Below are 19,428 nucleotides of genomic sequence, written 5' to 3'. Positions count from 1 at the left end.
GGCATGTTTCGCCGGGCGTGCCGACCTCGTTTCGCGTGTGGAACCTTTCGCGCACACCGCTGCGGCGCCCGCTGTGAGGCAGGCCGCGCCTCCGCCGGACGCTGCCGGCACGTCGTCGCCGCGAGGCGCGAGTTCTCACGGCGCCGCCGGCGCGACCGTGCGTTCTTCTTTCCGCGGAGGTAACAGCCCGGCCACCGCGCCGGAAACACGGCGTTCCTAGCGTCCACGGCACCGAGCGGGCCCCGACGACGCAGGAGACGACATGACGACGCCCGAGACCCTCGCAGCACCCGACCACGTGACCGCCACCGAGGTCCCGACGCGGGACGCGGCCCCGACGTCCCGCGGTCGCTGGATCGACCGGTGGGACCCGGAGGACCCGGAGTTCTGGCGGTCGACCGGCCGGCGCATCGCCCGGCGCAACCTGGTCCCGTCGATCTTCGCCGAGTTCCTCGGCTTCTCCGTGTGGGCCTCGTGGAGCATCGTGGTGCCGCAGCTCGCCGCCGCCGGCTTCCACCTGACGGTCGACCAGCAGTTCTGGTTGATCGCGCTGCCGAGCCTGGTCGGCGCCACGCTGCGGATCCCGTACACCTTCGCGGTGCCCCTGTTCGGCGGCCGCAACTGGACCGTGGTCTCCGCGCTCCTGCTCCTGCTGCCCGCCACCGCGCTGGCGTTCGTCGTTCAGCGGCCGGGCACCTCCTTCGGCATGCTGCTGCTGGTCGCGGCGCTCGCCGGTCTCGGCGGTGGGAACTTCGCCTCCTCGATGTCCAACATCTCGTTCTTCTACCCGGAGGCGGAGAAGGGTAGGGCGCTCGGCCTCAACGCCGCCGGTGGCAACCTGGGCACGGCGGCCGTCCAGCTCGCCGTCCCGCTGGTGGTCGTCACCGGCGCCGGCCTGCGCCTGGAACGAGCGGGACTGATGTTCGTCCCCCTGGTGCTGCTCGCGGCGTTCGCGGCCTGGCGGTCGATGGACAACCTGACGTCGGCCAAGGGCGCGCCGCGGACGGTCGGGGCGGCCGTGCGCAACCGGCACACGTGGATCATCTCGGCGCTGTACATCGGCACGTTCGGCTCGTTCATCGGGTACGCCGGCGTGTTCCCGACGCTGCTGCGGTCCTCGTTCCCGCACGTCACCGCCAACGTCGCGTTCCTCGGGGCCCTGGTCGGCTCGGTGGCGCGGCCGTGGGGCGGGATGCTCGCGGACCGCTGGGGCGGTGCGCGCACCACGATCGGCTCGTTCGCCGTGATGGCGGTCGCCACGACCACGGCCGTCGTCGCGCTGCGCACCACGGACTTCGCGCTGTTCCTCGGCTCCTTCCTCGTCCTGTTCGTCGCCAGTGGTGCCGGGAACGGCGCGACGTACCGGATGATCCCGGCGGTGTTCCGGTTCGGCGCGACCACGCCGGACGAGACGGCCGTCGCCCGCAAGGCTGCGGCGGGCTGCATCGGCATCGCCGGGGCCGTCGGCGCGTTCGGCGGCTTCCTGATCCCGCGCGGCTTCGCCCTGTCGCACACGCTCGCCGGCAGCCTCGAGCCGGCGCTGTGGACCTTCGTGGCGGTGTACGCGCTGCTCGGCGCCGTCACCTGGGCGGTCTACCGCCGCCGGGGTGCCGCACTGAGCTCGGCCGTGATCTGAGTGAGCGGCAGCCCGCCCACGTCGACCGCCACCGAGGCGACGGCCACCCCGGCGACCGCCACCCTGCCGAGGGCCGTGCGCGGACCATCGGTCGACACGCACTGCCCGTACTGCGCGCTGCAGTGCGCCATGACGCTGACCCCGGCGACGGACATCGCGGCACCCCCGGTCACGGTCGCCGGCCGCCCGTTCCCGACCAGCCGTGGCGGCCTGTGCCAGAAGGGCTGGACCAGTGCCGAGGTGCTCCGGGCACCGGACCGGCTCACCTCGCCGCTGCTGCGGGGCGCAGACGGGAAGCAGCACCCGGTGCCGTGGGACCAGGCGCTCGACCACGTCGCCGACCGCGTGCGCGCCCTGCAGGACGCGCACGGCCGGGACGCCGTCGCGGTGTTCGGCGGGGGAGGGCTGACCAACGAGAAGGCCTACCTGCTGGGCAAGTTCGCCCGCGTGGTGCTGCGCACCCCGTTCATCGACTACAACGGCCGGTTCTGCATGGCGAGCGCGGCTGCGGGCGCCAACCGTGCCCTCGGCGTCGACCGGGGGCTCCCCTTCCCGCTGAGCGACGTCGGCGAGGCGCAGGCGGTGCTGCTGCTCGGCAGCAACCTGGCCGAGACGATGCCGCCCGCCACGGCGCACCTGGCGGCGGCGCGGGCCGCGGGCGGCCTCGTCGTGGTGGACCCCCGGCACACCGCCACGGCGGCGTTGACCGACGGCGGGCAGGGCGTGCACCTGCAACCGGTACCGGGAACCGACCTCGTGGTGCTGCTCGCGCTGCTGCACGTGCTCTGGGCCGAGGGGCTGGTGGACGCCGGCTACCTGGAGCAGCGGGTGACGGGGGCGGACGAGGTGCGCCGCAGCGTGGCGCTGTGGTGGCCGGAACGGGCGGAGCAGGTGTGCGGCGTGCCGGCTGTCGACCTGCGGCGGACCGCACGGCTGCTCGCCGCGGCCGCACCGGTGCACGGGGGACGTGGCCTGGTCGTCCTCACCGGACGGGGTGTGGAGCAGAGCACGCAGGGCACGGCGACCGTGACCGCGGCGATCAACCTCGCGCTCGCGCTCGGCCTGCCCGGTCGTCCGAGCAGCGGCTACGGCGCCGTCACCGGTCAGGGCAACGGTCAGGGTGGCCGCGAGCACGGTCAGAAGGCGGACCAGCTGCCCGGCTACCGACGGATCGACGACCCCGCGGCACGTGCGCACGTCGCGGCGGTCTGGGGTGTCGACCCCGACGAGCTGCCTGGGCCCGGGGTGCCGGCGGTCGAGCTGCTGCGCCGGTGCGGGCGCCCCGGCGGTCCGCGCGCGCTGCTGGTGCACGGCAGCAACCTGCTGGTCAGCGCACCGGACGCGGACCGTGTGCGCGAGCGGTTGCAGGCGCTGGACCTGCTGGTCGTGTGCGACGTCGTGCCTTCGGAGACGGCGCTGCTGGCCGACGTGGTGCTGCCCGTGACCCAGTGGGCGGAGGAGGAGGGGACCACGACGTCGCTGGAGGGCCGGGTGCTGCGTCGCCGGCGCGCGCTCGAGGCGCCGGACGGGGTGCGCTCCGAGCTCGAGGTGCTGCACCAGCTGGCGGCCCGCCTCGGCGTGCCCGACGGCTTCCCGACCGACCCGGCCCAGGTGTTCGACGAGCTCGCGCGGGCCAGCGCCGGGGGCGTCGCCGACTACAGCGGCCTCAGCCACGCCCGCCTGGACGCCGACGCCGACGCGCTGCACTGGCCCTGCCCGGCCGGTCCGCTGGGGACGCCGGCGCACCCCGGCACCCCGCGGCTGTTCTCCGACGGGTTCCCCACGGCGGACGGTCGCGCTCGCATGGTCGCGGTGGACCACCACGGTCCGGCCGACGACCTGCGCGCCGACGCCCCGGTCTACCTCGTGACCGGCCGGGTGCTGCAGCACTACCAGTCGGGCGCCCAGACGCACCGGGTACCCGCGCTGGAGGCCGCGCAGCCGGAGCCGTACGTCGAGCTGCACCCGCTGCTGGCGCACCGGATCGGCGTCGACGACGGCGACCTCGTCGAGGTCAGCTCGGCGCGGGGCACGGCAGTGCTGACCGCCCACGTCACCCCACGCACCCGCCCGGAGGTGGTGTTCGTGCCGTTCCACTGGTCCGGGCAGGGCAGCGCCAACCGGCTGACGGTCGACGCGACCGACCCGGTGTCGGGGATGCCGGAGTTCAAGGTCTGCGCCGTCGACGTGCGCCCGGCGCCCGTCCGCGACGGCGTCGCGCCCGTCGGCGCCGTACGGGCCGGGGCCCGCTGATGCGGGTGGTCGTCGTGGGCTACGGCATGGTCGGGTCCCGGCTGGTCGAGGAGCTCGTCCGGCGCTGCCCGGACGCCGACGTGACCGTGCTCGGCGCCGAGCCGCACCAGCCGTACAACAGGGTGCTGCTCGGCGAGCTGGTCGCCGGGCGGGTGGACGAGGAGTCCCTCGCGCTGCCCGCCGCCGACGGACGCGTCGCCGTGCGCCGCGGGGTCGGCGCGGTCGCGATCGACCGTGCTGCACGGACGGTGACCTGCGACGACGGGGCCGTGGTGCCGTACGACGCCCTGGTGCTGGCCACCGGCGCACGTGCCCGGGTCCCGGAGCTGCCCGGGCTGCAGGCGGCCCCGCTCGGCGTGCACCCGCTGCGCACCCTCGCGGACGCGCGCAGCATCGCCGATGCCGTCACCACCTCTGCGCGGGCCGTCGTGCTGGGCGGGGGAGTGCTCGGGCTCGAGGTCGCGTGCGCGTTGACCGAGCGCGGCATGGATGCGGCCGTGGTGCACGCGGGACCGCACCTGATGGACCGCCAGCTCGACGCGGCGGCCTCCGAGGCGCTCGAGCACGGGCTGCGCCGGCTGGGGATCGCGGTCCGCACGGGCAGGCCCCCCGCCGCGGTGCTCGTGCGGGGCGGCCGGGTGCGTGGTCTTCGGCTCGCCGACGGCGACGAGCTCCCCACCGACCTGCTCGTGCTCGCCACCGGCACGGTGCCGGAGGTCGGCCTCGCGGCGGCTGCAGGGCTCGCCGTCGGGCGTGGCATCGTCGTCGACGGCGACGCCGCCACGTCGGACCCGCACGTGTACGCGGTCGGCGACTGCGCGCAGCCGGCGGAGGGCTCGTCCGGTCTGGTCGCACAGGGGTGGGAGCAGGCGCGGCGCCTCGCGGAGGTGCTGGCACGGGGGGCCGCAGCGATGCCACGGCCCCGGACGGTCGACGCGGGCGCGGCGACCGACGTCGTCCGTCTCAAGGCGCACGGGCTCGAGGTGGTCACCATGGGCCTGACGGGCGCCGCGACCACCGCCGGCAAGCACCGCTCGGTCCGCCTCAGCGACCCGAGCACCGGCCGGCACGTCGAGGTCGTCGTCGCCGGGGGAGCGGTGGTCGGCGCCACGTGCGTCGGCGCCGGGCCCGTCGCGGCGGACCTGACCGCCGCGTACACCCGTCGCACCCCCGTCCCCGCGGACCCGGCGCACCTGCTGCTGCGACCGGTGCGGGGCGCCGGTCCGGAGCCGGAGCCGTCCGTCACCCTGATGCCCGACCGCGCCACCGTCTGCCGCTGCAACGGCGTGACCAAGGGTGAGCTGGTCCGTGCCTGGGGCGACGGGGCTCGCACCCCGGCGGACGTCGCGCGCGCCACGCGTGCCACCACGGGTTGCGGCGGCTGCACCGATGCGGTGTGCGGCCTGCTCGACTGGCTGGCGGGCGCCGAGGGCGACCGGGTCCCCTCCGGGGTCGCTGCGCTGGCCGAGGCGGCGGGGTGAGGCGAACCTTGCCTGTCCGTGGCATCCTGCAGGAACGGGCCCCGCGCCACGCGGCCGCTCGTCCCTGCCCGGGGTCACGGGGCTGTCGGCGAGACGAGGGCGAGGCGGCGACGTGCGAGCGATCTGGAAGGGCGCGGTGGCCTTCGGCCTCGTCAACGTGCCCGTTCGGCTGTACGCGGCCACCGGCGAGCACGAGGTGGCGCTGCACCAGGTGCACCGCGAGGACGGCGGCCGCATCCGGTACAAGAAGGTCTGCAGCGTCGACGGGGAGACCGTCGAGTGGTCGGACATCGCCAAGGGCTACGAGACCGACGACGGCAAGCTGGTGGTGCTCGAGGACGAGGACTTCGCCGCCCTGCCGCTGACCACGTCGCGCGAGATCGAGGTGCTGGAGTTCGTCCCGGCCGAGCAGGTGGACCCGATCCTGCTCGGCAAGACGTACTACCTCGAGCCGGAGAAGACGGCCGTCAAGCCCTACGCGCTGCTGCGCGGCGCGCTCGAGCAGGCCGACCGCATGGCCGTCGTGACGGTGGCGCTGCGGCAGCGCGAGTCGATGGCGGTGCTGCGCGTCCGCGGCGACGTCATCTGCATGCAGACGCTGCTGTGGCCCGACGAGGTGCGCGAGGCGGACTTCCCGATCCTGGAGACCGACGTCCAGGTCAAGCCGCAGGAGCTCGCGATGGCCTCCACGCTCGTCGACTCCCTGGCGGCCGACTTCGACCCGTCGCAGTACCACGACCGGTACGGCGCCGCGCTGCAGGACCTGATCGAGGAGAAGATCGCCAGCGGCGAGACGCGCGTCCCGCCCGCCCCGCCGGCTGCTGAGGGCGGCGAGGGCGGCGAGGTGGTCGACCTGCTCGCCGCGCTGCAGCGCAGCGTCGAGAAGGCGCGCGAGGGCTCGGCGACCGCATCCGCGGCGCGACGGACGCGCACCACGAAGGCCACCGACGAGAAGGACGAGAAGACGGACGCGAAGGCTGAGGACAAGCCGCCGGCCCGCCGCACCCGCCGCAAGGCCTCGTGACCGGACGTACGGCGCAGCAGGGGCGCGACGAGGCCGTCGCAGCGCTGCGACGCATCGCCTTCCTGCTCGAACGCGGCCAGGCCAGCGCCTACCGCTCGGAGGCGTTCCGCGCCGCCGCCGGCAGCGTCGAGCGCACCCCGCCGGACCAGGTGCTGGCCCTCGCCGCCGCGGGCTCGCTCGACGACCTCCCCGGCGTCGGGGCCCGCACGGCGGAGGTGGTCACCCAGGTGCTCCGTGGTACCCGCGTCGAGTACCTCGACCGGCTCGAGGCCGAGCTGGCCTCCAGCCCCGCACCCGTAGGCCCGGCCGCCGAGCTCCGCGCTGCGCTGCGGGGTGACCTGCACGCCCACTCGCACGCCAGCGACGGCACCACGTCCATCCAGGAGATGGTGCTGGCGGCGACGTCGCTCGGGCACGAGTACCTCGCCGTCACGGACCACTCACCGCGCCTCACGGTGGCCAACGGCCTGTCCCCGGCACGCTTGACGGCCCAGCTCGAGGAGATCGAGGCGCTCAACGGCGCCGTCGCACCGTTCAGCGTGCTCACCGGCATCGAGGTCGACATCCTCGAGGACGGCACCCTGGACCAGGAGCCGGCGCTGCTGCAGCGGCTGGACGTCGTCGTCGCCTCGGTGCACTCCAAGCTGCGGATGGACCGCGCCGCGATGACGCGCCGGATGCTGGCGGCCGTCGCGGACCCCCACACCGACGTGCTGGGCCACTGCACCGGTCGCCGCCTGACGCGCGGACGCCCGCGGCCGCCGAGCGAGTTCGACGCCCACGCCGTGTTCGACGCGTGCGCCGAGCACGGCGTCGCGGTCGAGATCAACTGCCGTCCGGACCGCCTCGACCCGCCGCACGAGCTGCTGCAGATCGCCGTCGACGCCGGCTGCGTGTTCACCATCGACACCGACTCGCACGCGCCCGGTCAGCTCGACTGGCTGATCGCGGGCTGCGAACGGGCCGTGCAGCACGGCATCGGCCCTGACCGGGTGATCACCACCCTTCCCGTCGACCAGCTGGTGCACCGACCCCGCTAGACTGCTGGGAATCACTCTCAACAGGAGCGCGCCGATGGCCGAGCCGCAACGGCACACCAAGCAGCGGACCGAGATCCTCGACCTGCTGCACGACGTCGAGGAGTTCCGCAGCGCCCAGCAGCTGCACGACCTGCTGCGCCACCGCGGCTCCGGGGTCGGCCTCGCCACCGTGTACCGCACGGTGCAGGCGCTCGCGGACTCCGGCGAGGTCGACACGATGCGCACCGCCGAGGGGGAGTCGGTCTACCGCCGTTGTGCCGAGCGCAGCCACCACCACCACCTCGTGTGCCGCAGCTGCGGCCGGACCGTGGAGATCGACGGGCCGGCGGCGGAGAGCTGGGCCGAGCAGGTCGGTGCGGCGCACGGCTTCACCGACGTGGACCACGTCATCGAGCTGACCGGGACCTGCAGCTCCTGCCGGGCGGCCGCGGCGGACGCCGGGCGCTGAGCCGGTCCGTCAGCGCGGCGGCTGCGGCGGTGGCGCGCCGCGTCCCATCAGCCGCGGGACGGTCCACCAGCAGACGGCCAGCAGCACCGCCACCACGGCGGCGGCGACCCACCCCGCAGGCCGTGAGACGACGATGTCGAACAGCAGCAGCGGCACCCCCGTCAGCACGACGGCGAGCACGCCCAGCCCCGCGAGGGCGAACACGCTGCCCGCCTTGACCAGCTCCCGCTTCATCCGCCGCCGGAACAGCAGCCGGTGCAGGCTGACCGGCGTGACGATCAGCACGGTCGCCAGCACCGCGAGCGCGACCAGCACCAGGTAGACGCTGCGCTGGTAGTGGTCCAGCTGGGCGAACCGCTGCTGGAACGGCACCGTCAGCAGGAAGCCGACCAGGATCTGCGCGCCGGTCTGAGTGACCCGCAGCTCCTGCATCAGCTCGTCCCAGTTGCGGTCCATGCGCTCCGCCTCGGTCTCGTGCCGGGTGGCGTCGTGCGGGTCGTCCCGGCCCGCGCCGCCGGACGGCTGCTGCCGGCCGGCCTGCTGCGGCGTCTGCGGTTCGGGCGTCCCCGGCGCTGTCACGGGCGGCCTCCTCGGACGGGATGGACGGGCGTTCGGCCCGATCATCACGCAGGTCGTGCGCGCCCGCTCGGGCTGCCTGCCGGCCCTGCACCGCCGGACCTCGCCGCTCGGACGTGTCGCACCGGTGCGCGAGACTGGGGGTCGTGACCGCACTCCACGACCCGTCCCACCACGACTTCGGCTCGGACAACTACGCCGGCGCGCACCCCGAGGTGCTCGCTGCCATCGCCGAGGCCGCCGGCGGGCACGTCCCCGCGTACGGGGCCGACCCGTACACCGCACGGCTGGGTGCTGTGCTGTCGCAGCAGCTGGGGGCCGACGTCGACGTGTACCCGGTGCTCAACGGCACCGGTGCCAACGTGATCTCGCTCCAGTCGATGCTGCCGCGCTGGGGTGCGGTGATCTGCACCGCGACGGCGCACGTCAACACCGACGAGAACGCCGCCCCGGAGCGCGTCGCCGGCCTGAAGCTGCTGCCGGTCGAGACCCCCGACGGCAAGCTGACCCCCGAGCTCGTCGCCACCCAGCTCGGCGGCCGGGGCGACGCGCACCGCGCCCAGCCAGGGGTGGTGTCCATCACCCAGTCCACGGAGCTCGGCACCGCCTACACGCCCGCGGAGATCCGCGCGATCACCGACCACGCCCACAGCCAGGGCCTTCGCGTGCACCTCGACGGCTCCCGCCTGTCGAACGCCGCGGCGTTCCTCGACGTGCCGCTGCGTGCGCTGACCAGCGACGTCGGCGTTGACGTCGTCTCCCTCGGCGGGACCAAGAACGGCGCCGTGCTCGGCGAGGCGATCGTGGTGCTCGACAGGTCGGCGGTCGAGGGCATCGACTACCTGCGCAAGATCGACCTGCAGCTCGCCTCGAAGATGCGCTTCGTCTCCGCACAGCTGCTCGCGCTGTACGAGGGCGACCTCTGGCTGCGCTCGGCGCGGCACGCCAACGCGATGGCAGCCCGGTTGCGCGCCGGCCTGGAGCAGGTCCCGGGCATCGAGCCGACCCAGCCGACGCAGGGCAACGCCGTGTTCGTCCGCATGCCCGCGGCGATGGCGGCCGACCTGCGGCAGACGTGCAACTTCTACGACTGGGCGGCGGAGACGGGGGAGGTGCGCCTGATGTGCGCCTTCGACACCGACCCCGCCGACGTGGACGCCTTGGTCGCCGCCGCGCTCGAGTCGGCCATGGTCCGGGCCTGACTCACCCGGCCGACGGGCCTCGCCCGGCTCCTGCGGCTCAGCCAGGCTCGTACGACGAGGGCCCCGCCGGCAGCAGCCGCGGGGCCCTCGTCGTCGTGCTCCGGGCGCCGTCCGTCGTCCGACGGTGACGCCTGCGCGGTCAGTGCCGGGCGGCGTGCACGTGCCCGGCGGGACGGCTCGGTCCGTGCGGGGCCCGCGGTCCGCTGTCGCGAGGTCCGCTGTCCAGCCGGATGCGCAGCGGCCGTCCGGCCACCCGCGTCCGGCTCAGCCGCTCCACCACCTCGGGCGTGAGGCCGGCCGGGATGTCCACGAGCGAGAACGACCCGAAGATGTCGATCTTGCCGAGGTCCTTGCCGGTCAGCCCGCCCTCGTTCGTCAGGGCCCCGACCAGGGCGTTCGGCTGCACGCCGTCGCGGTGGCCGACGGCCACGCGGTAGCGGGTGCTGCCGTCCGCGCGACGGGTGTCCGTGCGCCGGCGACCTCCGTCGGACGTGTGCTGCGAACCGTGCCGCTCGGGTGCGTCGGTCAGCCGCGCGCGGCTGAGCGCGTCGTCGAGGTCGTCACCGAGCTCGGGGCGAGGCGCCGGCCCCTCGTCGCCGACCGCGAGCGCGGCGACCACGGCGAGCAGCTGCACCAGGTCGGTGCCCGGCCGCTCGGCGACATGGGCCGCGATGGCCTCCTGGTACGCCTCGAGCCGGCCGAGCGCCGCCCGCTCGTCGGCGCGAGCCAGCAGGCTGGTCACCCGGTGGGCGGACACCTGCGCCGGCGTCGGGATCTGGATCTGCTCGAGCTGCACGCGGGTGGTGCGCTCGATCTGGCGCAGCTTGCCCTGCTCGGCGGGTGTGACGAAGGTGAGCGCCTCGCCTGCGCGGCCGGCCCGTCCGGTCCGCCCGATGCGGTGCACATAGGCCTCCGGCTCGCGGGGCACGTCGAAGTTCACCACGAGGCCGATGCGGTCCACGTCGAGCCCACGGGCGGCGACGTCGGTGGCCACCAGCACGTCGAGTGCCCCCGAGCGCAGCCGGTCGACGATCTTCTCCCGATCGCCCTGCGCCACGTCGCCGGAGATGTACGCGGCGGAGACGCCGCGCTCCACCAGCGCCGAGCCCACCTGCTCGGCGGCCTCACGCGTGCGGACGAAGACGATGCTCGCGTCCGCGTCGGACACCGCGAGCACCCGGGCCAGCGCACCCGTCTTGTGCCGGAACGGCACCACGGCGTACGTCTGGCGGACCGTCGTGACGGTCGACGACTGGCGGGACACGGTGACCTGCGCCGGGTCGACCAGGTGCTGCTCGGCGACCCGACGGATCGCCGGTGGCATCGTGGCGGAGAACAGAGCCATCTGACGGCGCTCCGGCGCGGAGCTGAGCACGCGGTCGACGTCCTCGGCGAAGCCCATACGCAGCATCTCGTCGGCCTCGTCGAGCACCAGGAAGCGCAGCTCGTCCAGCACCAGCGTCCGCCGCTCCAGGTGGTCCAGGACGCGACCGGGCGTGCCGACCACCACCTGGGCGCCGCGCGCGAGCGCGCGCTGCTGCGGCAGGTACGGAGCACCGCCGTACACGGCCACCACGCCGACGCCCGGCAGGTGCTGGGCGAACGACTCGATCGCCTCGGCCACCTGCAGCGCGAGCTCGCGGGTCGGGGTCAGCACGACGGCCTGGACGGCCCGCAGCTCCGGGTCGATCGCGGCGAGCAGGGGGAGCCCGAAGGCCGCCGTCTTGCCGGTGCCCGTCTGGGCGACGCCGACCAGGTCGCGGCCGGCCAGCAGGGCGGGGATCGTCGCGGCCTGGACGGCCGACGGGGTGGCGAAGCCCAGGTCCGCGACCGCGCGGCGCAGCGGCGCGGGGAGGTCGAGGTCGTCGAACGTCGACGTCGCGACAGCCGGCACCGGGGTGGCCGGCGCCTCGGCGGGCTCGGACCCGGAGGCGGGCATGGTGGTAGCGGGCGGCATGGTGGTAGCGGGCAGAGTGGTGCTCATGGCGTGGGGAACCGATCGATCGAGGGTGAGTCCTGAACCAGGCGTACGACGCCCGGCCGGTCACTTCCCCGACACACCTGGCCGCCATCGGCGGCTGCACGACACGAGGGCGGCCCGCGAGGTCCTGCGGGACGCGCCCGGGGGGACGCGACGAACTCTGAACCAGGTCATCCTACCTGTCGCAGACCGGAGCGCCGCGAGACGCGTCGGGTGACATGCACCACGGCCGCGCTCAGCGGCGCGGCAGCCCCAGCCGGCGCCCCTCGATGGCGGGGCAGCGGTCCATGACCACGTCGAGCCCGGCTGCCAGCGCCCGTGCGGCCGCAGCCTCGTCCACCACGCCGAGCTGCAACCAGACGGCCCCGGCGCCGACCTCGATCGCGTGGTCGACCACCGGTCCCGCGTGGGAGCTGTTGACGAACACGTCCACGACGTCGACGGGCGGCGGCACGTCGAGCACCGTCGCGACCCCCGCGGCCCCGTGCACGGTCGGCGCGCTGGGGTGCACCGGCACGATCTCCTGACCCAGCTCCTGCAGGTAGGAGGCCACGGAGTACGCGGCGCGGGCGGTGTTCGTCGACAGCCCGACGACGGCCCAGCGACCAGGTGTCGTGAGCAGCCGGTGGATCACCGCGGGGTCGTTCAGCTCGGGCACGGCACCAGCGTCGCACGCGGTCAGGACCCGTGCCGTCACGCGGAGCGGCGCAGGTCCGTCCGCAGGTCCCGGCACCTACGATGGGGGCGCCCCCGAGGGGCGTGAGCGGCGCCGAGCCGACGTCGGCCGGGGCGGTCCGGGGAGCCGGTGGGGAGCGGGGTGGCGGTGAGCGGGACCGACGACGTGAGCACCCGCGTGCTCACGGTGCCGAACCTGATCAGCTTCGCGCGGCTGCTGCTGGTGCCGGTGTTCGCGGTGCTCCTCGTCCGCCGCCAGGACCTGTGGGCCTTCGCGGTGCTGGCGGTCTCCGGGGCGAGCGACTGGCTCGACGGGGTGCTCGCGCGGCGGCTGGGGCAGGTGAGCCGGCTCGGGCAGCTGCTCGACCCGGCCGCCGACCGGCTGTTCATCCTCGTCACCATCGTGGCCCTCGCCTGGCGCGGCGTCGTGCCGTGGTGGCTGGTCGTCGCTCTCGTCGCCCGTGACGTGGTGCTCGCGCTGATGCTGCTGGTCCTCGCCCGCGTGGGCGAGCCGCCGCTCCCGGTGCACCTGGCGGGGAAGGCCGGGACGTTCGCGCTGCTCTACGCGTTCCCGCTGCTGCTGCTGGCGACCTGGCAGGGCGCGCTGGGCACGGTGGCGACCGTCCTCGGCTGGGCCTTCGCCCTGTGGGGTGTCGGCCTGTACTGGTTCTCCGGCGTGCTGTACCTGGAGCAGGCGCGCCGGGTGCTGCGGGTCCGGACCCGGGCGGCGTGATGGCTCGGCACGACAGCCACGTGCCCGAGAGCGTGCGCGACGCCTCGATGACGCTGCTGACGGAGGTGCAGCGGCGACCGCTGGACCCCGGGTACGCCGAGGCGGCTCGTCGCAGAGCACTGACAGGGGCCCCGCACCGCGGCGGTCGGACGGCCGTCTGGCTGGTCGTGGTCGGGCTGTTCCTCGGTCTCGGCGTCACCACCGCCACCCTGTCTCTGCGGCAGCCGCAGGCCGGTGCGGTGGCCGCCCGCCGGTTGCTGGAGCAGCAGGTCCGCCAGCACCGCGCGGACGCCGAGTCGCTCGCGGCTCAGAACGCCGATCTCAGCGCCCAGATCGCCGCGCTGCAGAACCAGGCGCTGCGCTCCGACGACCCGGCGCTCCTGGCCCAGCTGCAGCGATGGGCGGTGTCCGCAGCGCTCGTGCCGGTCTCCGGGCCGGGGTTGCGCGTGGTGCTGACGGACGCGCCGTCCGACGGCACCACGAAGGACAACCCCGACCTGCGGGTGCAGGACGTGGACCTGCAGGTGCTGGTCAACGGACTGTGGGCGGCCGGTGCGGAGGCGATCGCGGTCAACGGCCAGCGCCTGACCGCCACCACTGCGATCCGCACGGCCGGCAGCGCGGTGCTGGTCGACCTCGTGCCGTTGGTGAACCCGTACACCGTCGAGGCGATCGGGTCCGCGGCCGACCTGCAGACGTCCCTGGCACGGTCCAGCGCCGGTCAGCACCTGGCGACGCTGCGCGCCACCTACGGGATCGGGGTCACCATGACGTCACAACGGCGGCTGCAGCTGCCGGGTGCGGGCCCCACGACCCTGCAGGAGGCGTCGACGCCCTCGATGACGGCGTCCGCGTCGCCGAGCCCCACGCCCACGCCCACACCGTCGCCGACGCCGAGCCCACGCACGGCCTCCACGCCGACGGCGACGCCGTCCCGGTCGGTTCGTGCAGCGGCGGGTGAGGTTGTGACACAGTCGTCCGTCGTCGCGCCGGGAACGGGAGGGGAGGACCGGTGATCGCCGTCATCGGGCTGGCCATCGGGGTGGTCATCGGGCTGCTGGTGCACCCGACCGTCCCGGCCGAGCTGCAGCCCTACCTGCCGATCGCGGTGGTCGCCGCCCTCGACGCCCTGTTCGGCGGTCTGCGCGCGCTGCTCGACGGCATCTTCGACGACCGGGTGTTCCTCACGTCGTTCCTGTCGAACGTGCTGGTCGCGGCCTTCATCGTGTTCCTCGGCGACCAGCTCGGCGTCGGCACGCAGCTGTCCACCGCCGTGGTCGTCGTGCTCGGCATCCGGATCTTCTCCAACGTCGCGGCCATCCGGCGGCACCTGTTCAAGGCATGACGTGACCGAGCAGCAGCGGTCGCACGAGGGCGACGAGCCGGGGGGTCTCTCCGAGGAACCGCTCGGCGTGGGCGCGCCGGCGCAGGAGGGCACGGGCGAGGGCTCGCCCACGACCGACGCAGCGGCCCTCGAGGAGCAGTCCGGCCGGGAAGACGAGCCGCTCGACGAGCACGGCGCCGACGAGGGCGACGACGGGGAGCGGGTCGACGAGGACCGGGTCGACGAGGACCGGGTCGACGAGGACCAGGTCGACGAGGACCAGGTCGTCGAGAGCCGGGCCCACGAGGATCGGGTCGACGACGAACCCGTCGTGACGGACACCGTGCCTGCCGCCGCCCCGACGCCCGACCTGCCGCCGGACGCCGAGGACGACGCAGGCGCCGCGCTCCGGGAGTCGCACGCCTGGCAGCTCTCTGCCGAGGCGGTCGCCTCTCTGCCGCCCGAGGCGCCGCCGACCTTCGAGCCGGAGCCGACCTCGGACGACGCGGCACGCGCCGGCAGCGAGGTCGACGACGGAGCCGCGGGTGCGACCCCCGAGCCGTCGGGCGCGCCCGCGCCGAGCAGGCCCATGGGCTGGGCCGCCCTCGGCAGCGCCCTGCGCCCGCGCGCAACCCGTGCGCAGGTGCTGGCCGGCGTGCTCTGCGCCGTCCTCGGCTTCGCGATCGTCGTGCAGCTGCGGCAGAACGGGGACTCGGCGCTGTCCCAGCTGCGCCAGGACGACCTCGTGCGGCTGCTGGACGAGGCGAGCACCCGTTCCGACCAGCTGAGCCGCGAGGCCGCCGACCTGCAGCGCGAGCGTGACCAGCTGGTCAGCGGCTCGAACAACCGGCAGGCCGCCATCGACGCCGCCCGCCGCAGCGCGGCGACGCAGGGCATCCTCGCCGGCCGGCTGCCGGCCGTGGGGCCGGGCGTGCGGATCACCGTCACGGACAACGGTGGGTCGGTACGCCCGATCACGATGCTGAACATGCTGGAGGAGCTGCGGAACGCCGGTGCCGAGGCGGTGCAGCTCAACGACCAGCGGGTCACCGCGAGCAGCGCGTTCACGGGGTCGACCGGTGCCGTGCAGCTCGACGGCACCACGCTGACCGCGCCGTACGTGTGGCTCGTCATCGGCGACCCCGACACGATCGCCACCGCGTTGGACATCCCTGGGGGCGCGATGGCCTACGTCCGCAACGACGGCGGGTCGGGCTCCGTCGACAAGCTGACGGAGGTCCACGTCGACGCCCTGCGTCCGGCTGCCGAGCCGCGCTACGCCACGCCGGCGGCCGTCCCGGGCTCCTAGGCCGTCGCAGGGGTGGGGGCTGCGCCCGGCGGCGCGTTTGCATAGGGTGTCCCTGACCAGGGCGCGGACGGTCGCGTCCCGGTCGGGTCTTGCGACCCTGAACAGGGGAGGCGTACATGCAGCACGACGAGCCCGTCGGCGGCGCCGTCCCGGCTGGCGCACCACGGTCGCAGGGCCCGGAGACGACGATCAGCTTCACCGGGGTCTCGGCCACCGAGGTGGAGCAGGCCGCACCGATCGGGCTCACCCCGGACGAGACGGCGGCCGTGCAGGCCCTTCCGCCCACGTCGGCGCTGCTGGTGATGCAGCGCGGTCCGAGCGCGGGCGCCCGGTTCCTGCTCGACGCCGAGCGGACCACGGCCGGCCGCAGCACGCAGGCCGACATCTTCCTGGACGACGTGACCGTGTCCCGCAAGCATGCGGAGTTCGTCCGCGAGGGTCAGCAGTTCTGGGTACGGGACATCGGCTCGCTCAACGGGACCTACGTCAACCGCACGCGCATCGACCAGGTGGCGCTGCGCTCGGGCGACGAGGTGCAGATCGGCAAGTTCCGGATGACGTTCCACCCGAGCCCGCACCGCGAGGGTGCACGCGGGTGACTGATCGACTCCCCGCGCTCGAGGCGCGGGCATGAGCGCGGGCGCGCGCCGACCCGCTCTGGTGGACGACCTCGCGGACGCGCGCCGTCCCGAGGCTGGTCGACCGAGCGCTCGGCAGGCCGTCGCCGAGCCGTGGCCGCGGGGCATCTCGCGCCGCGCGAGCATGCGCATCTCGGACGTCCTCGCCGCGCTCCAGCTGGAGTTCCCGGCGGTGACCACGTCCAAGCTCCGGTTCTGGGAGGAGCAGGGGCTGGTGGCGCCGGTGCGGACCTCCGCGGGCTACCGCCAGTACTCACCGGCGGACGTCGAGCGGCTGCGCTACGTGCTGCGGATGCAGCGCGACCGCTACATGCCGCTGAAGGTGATCGCCGAGCACCTCGCCGCGCTGGACGCCGGGGTCGACGACGAGGCGCCGTCACCCGCGCGGCTCGCCTCGCGTGACGGCGAGACGACGGGGCCGGCATCGCGCTGGACAGTCGACTCCCTGGCCGGTGACACCGGCGTCGAGCCCGCCTTCGTCGAGGACCTGGTCACTGCGGGCGTGCTCCGCTCCGGTCCGCTCGGCGCCCTCGACCTGTACGCGCGGGACGTCGTCCTGGCGGCCGCCCGGCTGGCCGAGCACGGGATCGACGCGCGCCACCTGCGGTCGTTCCGGACGGCGGCGGACCGCCAGGCGGACCTCGTCGAGCAGGTCGTCGCGCCCGTGCGAGGTCAGCGCAGCGCGGCCTCACGGGCGCGCGCGGCGACCCTTGCGGCGGAGGTGGGCGAGCTGTGCACCCAGATGCACACGGCACTCGTGCGGGCAGCGGTCGCCGGCCTGGAGCCGTGAGTCGGGCACGCCCGACCTCGTCCCGCTGACCAGGGCCGACACGCCGTTCGACGGCCGCCCGGGCCGCGAGCCAGTCGAGTTGCCTGCTCGGTGAGACGGAACGACCGTCGCGTCGTAGCGTGGACGCGTGGGTGAGGGCGGCGGTCTGGTGCAGGTCGAGGTCGTCGGCGTCAGGACGCATCTGGCGGACGACGAGATCGTCGTGCTGCTGCTCGACCCGGACTCGTCGTTGCTCGTCCCCATCCTGATCGGTCCGGCGGAGGCCAGCGCGATCGCCGCCGCCCAGGCCGGCATCGTCCCGCCACGTCCCATGACGCACGACCTGCTCCGTGACGCGCTCGTCGCGGCGGGTAGCACCGTGCGCCACGTGGAGATCACCGAGCTGCTCGACGGCGTGTTCCACGCCGCGCTGGTGCTGGGGGCGGGGGAGCGGGTCGACTCCCGGGCGTCGGACGCCATCGCCGTCGCGCTGCGGTTCGGCTGCCCGGTGCTGTGCTCGGCGGAGGTCGTCGCGGCGGCCGGCGTGGAGGTGCGCACCAGCACCGCGGAGCACGACATCGAGGAGTTCCGCGACTTCCTCGAGCACGTGTCGGCGGAGGACTTCGCCACGGGGGAGGAGCCGGACGAGGGCGGCGGGTCCGCGAGCTGACCTTCAGGTAGAGGTTGAGACTCGCCGTCGCGACACGCCACGCGCGTCGTTGCGTCGCCCCTGGCCGCGGCCTACCTTTGCGGCAGAACCCACGCCCGCGAACGGGCACAGCCGCCCTCGCGACGGCGCGGTGGACGGCGTACTGGAGGATCCGGTGACCACGAACGAGACGGCCCCCACCAGCGGGTCGGTCCCTCCCGGAGCCCAGGGCCTCCTCTTCGACGACGACCTGCCGGATCTCGACGTCTCGATCGGCTACCGCGGTCCGACGGCCTGCAAGGCGGCCGGCATCACCTACCGTCAGCTGGACTACTGGGCCCGCACCGGCCTGGTGGAGCCGTCGGTGCGCCCGGCCACCGGGTCCGGCACGCAGCGGCTGTACAGCTTCCGCGACATCCTCGTGCTCAAGGTCGTCAAGCGGCTGCTCGACACCGGCGTCTCGCTGCAGCAGATCCGCACTGCGGTGGGCCACCTGCGCGAGCGAGGCGTGGAGGACCTGGCGCAGATCACGCTGATGTCGGACGGCGCGTCGGTGTACGAGTGCACCTCGGCGGACGAGGTGATCGACCTGGTGCAGGGCGGCCAGGGCGTGTTCGGCATCGCCGTCGGGCGCGTCTGGCGCGAGGTGGAGGGCACGCTCGCCGAGCTGCCCACCGAGCGCGCCGAGGACGAGGCGGCTCCGGAGCTCTCGGGCGACGACGAGCTTGCGCAGCGTCGTCGGGCTCGCAACGCCGGCTGAGCACGTCGGTCCTGGACGGCGCCGTGCGCGCGGTTGTGCGTGCGTGACGGCCTGTCCGGCACGGGCGCTCTCTCGCGTCGCGTCCTAGTGCGGCCGCGGCGCCCGCAACGCGCGGTCCAGCAGGGCGTCGAACACGCCCGCGATCTCGGCCGCTGCGGCGCCGGGCCACGCGTGCACCGGCTGCGCGGCGCCCTGCGCCTGCTGCAGCGCCGCGCGTTCCGGGACCGTGGGGCTGAGCAGCAGGGGCCCGTAGAGGGTCTGGAGCTCGCCGAGGCGGTAGGTCTGCTCGACCGAGCGGGCGCGCACCCTGTTCACCACGATGCCGAGCGGCTGCAGGGCCGGTGCGGCGCCTCGGCGCAGCTCGTCGATCGTCCGCATCGCCCGTCCGACGGCCATCACGGAGAAGAGGCCCGGCTCGGTGACGACGATCGCCCGGTCGCAGGCGGTCAGGCCCGTGCGGGTCAGCCCGCCGAGGGACGGCGGGCAGTCCACGAGGACCAGGTCGTAGCCCGCCACCCAGGACAGGGCGTAGCGGAGCCGGTCCAGGTCGGAGTCGTCGACGCGGTCGTGCAGGACGGTCCGCTCGGAGCCGACCAGCACGTCGAGCCCCCCGTCCGCCCACCCGGATGGACCCGTCGCGGCGGCGACGGTCTCTGCGCGCGGGTCGTCGAGGACGGTCGAGACGTCGCCCGTGGGCCGGTCGACCGCGAGCGACATGGTGCTGTCTCCCTGCGGGTCCAGGTCGACCACGAGCGTGGACAGGCCTCGGTCCAGCGCGGCGGACGCCAGGCCCAGCGTCACCGAGGTCTTGCCCACGCCGCCCTTGAGGCTGCACACACCGAGCACCAGCACGCGGCCCACCGTATCTGCGGGCGAGGGCGGGCCGCCAAACGCGCCGGGTGCTGTCGCCGGCGGGGCGCACAATGGCGC

General features: G+C 74.6%; 19 protein-coding genes. 15 read left to right on the top strand and 4 right to left on the bottom strand.

Annotated features, from left to right (window positions below):
* The first annotated feature begins 262 nt into the window (after positions 1-262).
* The 6 genes from QMF98_RS09520 (at position 263) to QMF98_RS09495 (ending at position 7,882) form a co-directional block, all read left to right on the top strand.
* Positions 263-1,636, top strand: a complete 1,374-nt coding sequence (locus QMF98_RS09520; protein WP_337972845.1) for an MFS transporter — start codon at positions 263-265, stop codon at positions 1,634-1,636.
* Positions 1,637-1,711: 75 nt separating this feature from the next.
* A complete protein-coding gene (locus QMF98_RS09515; RefSeq protein ID WP_337975591.1) occupies positions 1,712-3,889 on the top strand; it encodes a molybdopterin oxidoreductase family protein in 2,178 nt (725 codons plus the stop codon).
* Entirely contained in the window at positions 3,889-5,370 is a 1,482-nt protein-coding gene (locus QMF98_RS09510; protein ID WP_337972844.1) for an FAD-dependent oxidoreductase, read from the top strand. Before QMF98_RS09515 ends, QMF98_RS09510 begins: the two co-directional genes overlap by 1 nt.
* 112 nt (positions 5,371-5,482) lie before the next feature.
* On the top strand, positions 5,483-6,394 hold the full coding sequence (ku, locus tag QMF98_RS09505) for a non-homologous end joining protein Ku (protein ID WP_337972843.1): 912 nt from the start codon (positions 5,483-5,485) through the stop codon (positions 6,392-6,394).
* Positions 6,391-7,434 carry a PHP domain-containing protein gene (locus QMF98_RS09500; protein ID WP_337972842.1) on the top strand — a complete coding sequence of 348 codons (1,044 nt, stop codon included), beginning with the start codon at positions 6,391-6,393 and terminating at the stop codon, positions 7,432-7,434. The genes ku and QMF98_RS09500 overlap by 4 nt, the downstream gene beginning before the upstream one ends.
* A gap of 34 nt (positions 7,435-7,468) precedes the next feature.
* Positions 7,469-7,882 (top strand): Fur family transcriptional regulator, encoded by a 414-nt coding sequence (locus tag QMF98_RS09495; protein ID WP_337972841.1) that lies wholly within the window; start codon positions 7,469-7,471, stop codon positions 7,880-7,882.
* Positions 7,883-7,891: 9 nt separating this feature from the next.
* Here QMF98_RS09495 and QMF98_RS09490 read toward each other — a convergent pair whose 3' ends face one another.
* On the bottom strand, positions 7,892-8,461 hold the full coding sequence (locus tag QMF98_RS09490) for a DUF6328 family protein (protein WP_337972840.1): 570 nt from the start codon (positions 8,459-8,461) through the stop codon (positions 7,892-7,894).
* A gap of 143 nt (positions 8,462-8,604) precedes the next feature.
* On the opposite strand from QMF98_RS09490, the gene QMF98_RS09485 reads away from it, so the two are divergent.
* Positions 8,605-9,660 (top strand): threonine aldolase family protein, encoded by a 1,056-nt coding sequence (locus QMF98_RS09485; protein ID WP_337972839.1) that lies wholly within the window; start codon positions 8,605-8,607, stop codon positions 9,658-9,660.
* A gap of 139 nt (positions 9,661-9,799) precedes the next feature.
* On the opposite strand, the gene QMF98_RS09480 is transcribed toward QMF98_RS09485, so the two are convergent.
* Together QMF98_RS09480 and QMF98_RS09475 are read right to left on the bottom strand one after the other, a co-directional pair.
* The gene (locus QMF98_RS09480) at positions 9,800-11,599 is read right to left on the bottom strand and encodes a DEAD/DEAH box helicase (protein WP_337972838.1); all 1,800 of its coding nucleotides are present in this window, start codon (positions 11,597-11,599) and stop codon (positions 9,800-9,802) included.
* A gap of 277 nt (positions 11,600-11,876) precedes the next feature.
* On the bottom strand, positions 11,877-12,299 hold the full coding sequence (locus QMF98_RS09475; RefSeq protein WP_291762879.1) for a CoA-binding protein: 423 nt from the start codon (positions 12,297-12,299) through the stop codon (positions 11,877-11,879).
* Between the two features lie 165 nt (positions 12,300-12,464).
* Between QMF98_RS09475 and clsA the strand changes: the two genes are divergently transcribed.
* The 8 genes from clsA (at position 12,465) to QMF98_RS09435 (ending at position 18,498) form a co-directional block, all read left to right on the top strand.
* Positions 12,465-13,049, top strand: coding sequence for a cardiolipin synthase ClsA (gene clsA / locus QMF98_RS09470; protein WP_337972837.1), 585 nt, complete (start codon positions 12,465-12,467; stop codon positions 13,047-13,049).
* A 20-nt stretch (positions 13,050-13,069) separates the two neighbouring features.
* Positions 13,070-14,065 carry a DUF881 domain-containing protein gene (locus QMF98_RS09465; RefSeq protein ID WP_337972836.1) on the top strand — a complete coding sequence of 332 codons (996 nt, stop codon included), beginning with the start codon at positions 13,070-13,072 and terminating at the stop codon, positions 14,063-14,065.
* Positions 14,062-14,394, top strand: coding sequence for a small basic family protein (locus QMF98_RS09460; protein WP_291762876.1), 333 nt, complete (start codon positions 14,062-14,064; stop codon positions 14,392-14,394). Before QMF98_RS09465 ends, QMF98_RS09460 begins: the two co-directional genes overlap by 4 nt.
* 1 nt (position 14,395) lies before the next feature.
* Positions 14,396-15,682 carry a DUF881 domain-containing protein gene (locus QMF98_RS09455; protein WP_337972835.1) on the top strand — a complete coding sequence of 429 codons (1,287 nt, stop codon included), beginning with the start codon at positions 14,396-14,398 and terminating at the stop codon, positions 15,680-15,682.
* Positions 15,683-15,798: 116 nt separating this feature from the next.
* Positions 15,799-16,281, top strand: coding sequence for an FHA domain-containing protein (locus QMF98_RS09450; protein ID WP_291762874.1), 483 nt, complete (start codon positions 15,799-15,801; stop codon positions 16,279-16,281).
* Positions 16,282-16,312: 31 nt separating this feature from the next.
* Positions 16,313-17,110, top strand: coding sequence for a transcriptional regulator FtsR (gene ftsR, locus QMF98_RS09445; protein ID WP_337972834.1), 798 nt, complete (start codon positions 16,313-16,315; stop codon positions 17,108-17,110).
* Between the two features lie 127 nt (positions 17,111-17,237).
* Positions 17,238-17,759 carry a bifunctional nuclease family protein gene (locus QMF98_RS09440; RefSeq protein ID WP_291762872.1) on the top strand — a complete coding sequence of 174 codons (522 nt, stop codon included), beginning with the start codon at positions 17,238-17,240 and terminating at the stop codon, positions 17,757-17,759.
* Between the two features lie 154 nt (positions 17,760-17,913).
* On the top strand, positions 17,914-18,498 hold the full coding sequence (locus QMF98_RS09435) for a MerR family transcriptional regulator (protein WP_263730848.1): 585 nt from the start codon (positions 17,914-17,916) through the stop codon (positions 18,496-18,498).
* A gap of 84 nt (positions 18,499-18,582) precedes the next feature.
* On the opposite strand, the gene QMF98_RS09430 is transcribed toward QMF98_RS09435, so the two are convergent.
* A complete protein-coding gene (locus QMF98_RS09430) occupies positions 18,583-19,350 on the bottom strand; it encodes a ParA family protein (protein WP_337972833.1) in 768 nt (255 codons plus the stop codon).
* Positions 19,351-19,428 lie beyond the last annotated feature (78 nt).

Source organism: Cellulomonas sp. NTE-D12 (assembly GCF_027923705.1).
Classification (GTDB): domain Bacteria; phylum Actinomycetota; class Actinomycetes; order Actinomycetales; family Cellulomonadaceae; genus Cellulomonas.
The sequence above is the reverse complement of the archived record's forward strand: the minus strand, read 5'-3'. Positions and strand labels throughout refer to the sequence as shown.

What these genes read in the sequence shown, in the direction of transcription:
- QMF98_RS09520 (WP_337972845.1), top strand. Translation starts at nt 263, where the DNA reads ATGACGACGCCCGAGACCCTCGCAGCACCCGACCACGTGACCGCCACC.
- QMF98_RS09450 (WP_291762874.1), top strand. Translation starts at nt 15,799, where the DNA reads ATGCAGCACGACGAGCCCGTCGGCGGCGCCGTCCCGGCTGGCGCACCA.
- ftsR (WP_337972834.1), top strand. Translation starts at nt 16,313, where the DNA reads ATGAGCGCGGGCGCGCGCCGACCCGCTCTGGTGGACGACCTCGCGGAC.
- QMF98_RS09510 (WP_337972844.1), top strand. Translation starts at nt 3,889, where the DNA reads ATGCGGGTGGTCGTCGTGGGCTACGGCATGGTCGGGTCCCGGCTGGTC.
- QMF98_RS09495 (WP_337972841.1), top strand. Translation starts at nt 7,469, where the DNA reads ATGGCCGAGCCGCAACGGCACACCAAGCAGCGGACCGAGATCCTCGAC.
- QMF98_RS09480 (WP_337972838.1), bottom strand. Translation starts at nt 11,599, where the DNA reads ATGCCCGCCTCCGGGTCCGAGCCCGCCGAGGCGCCGGCCACCCCGGTG.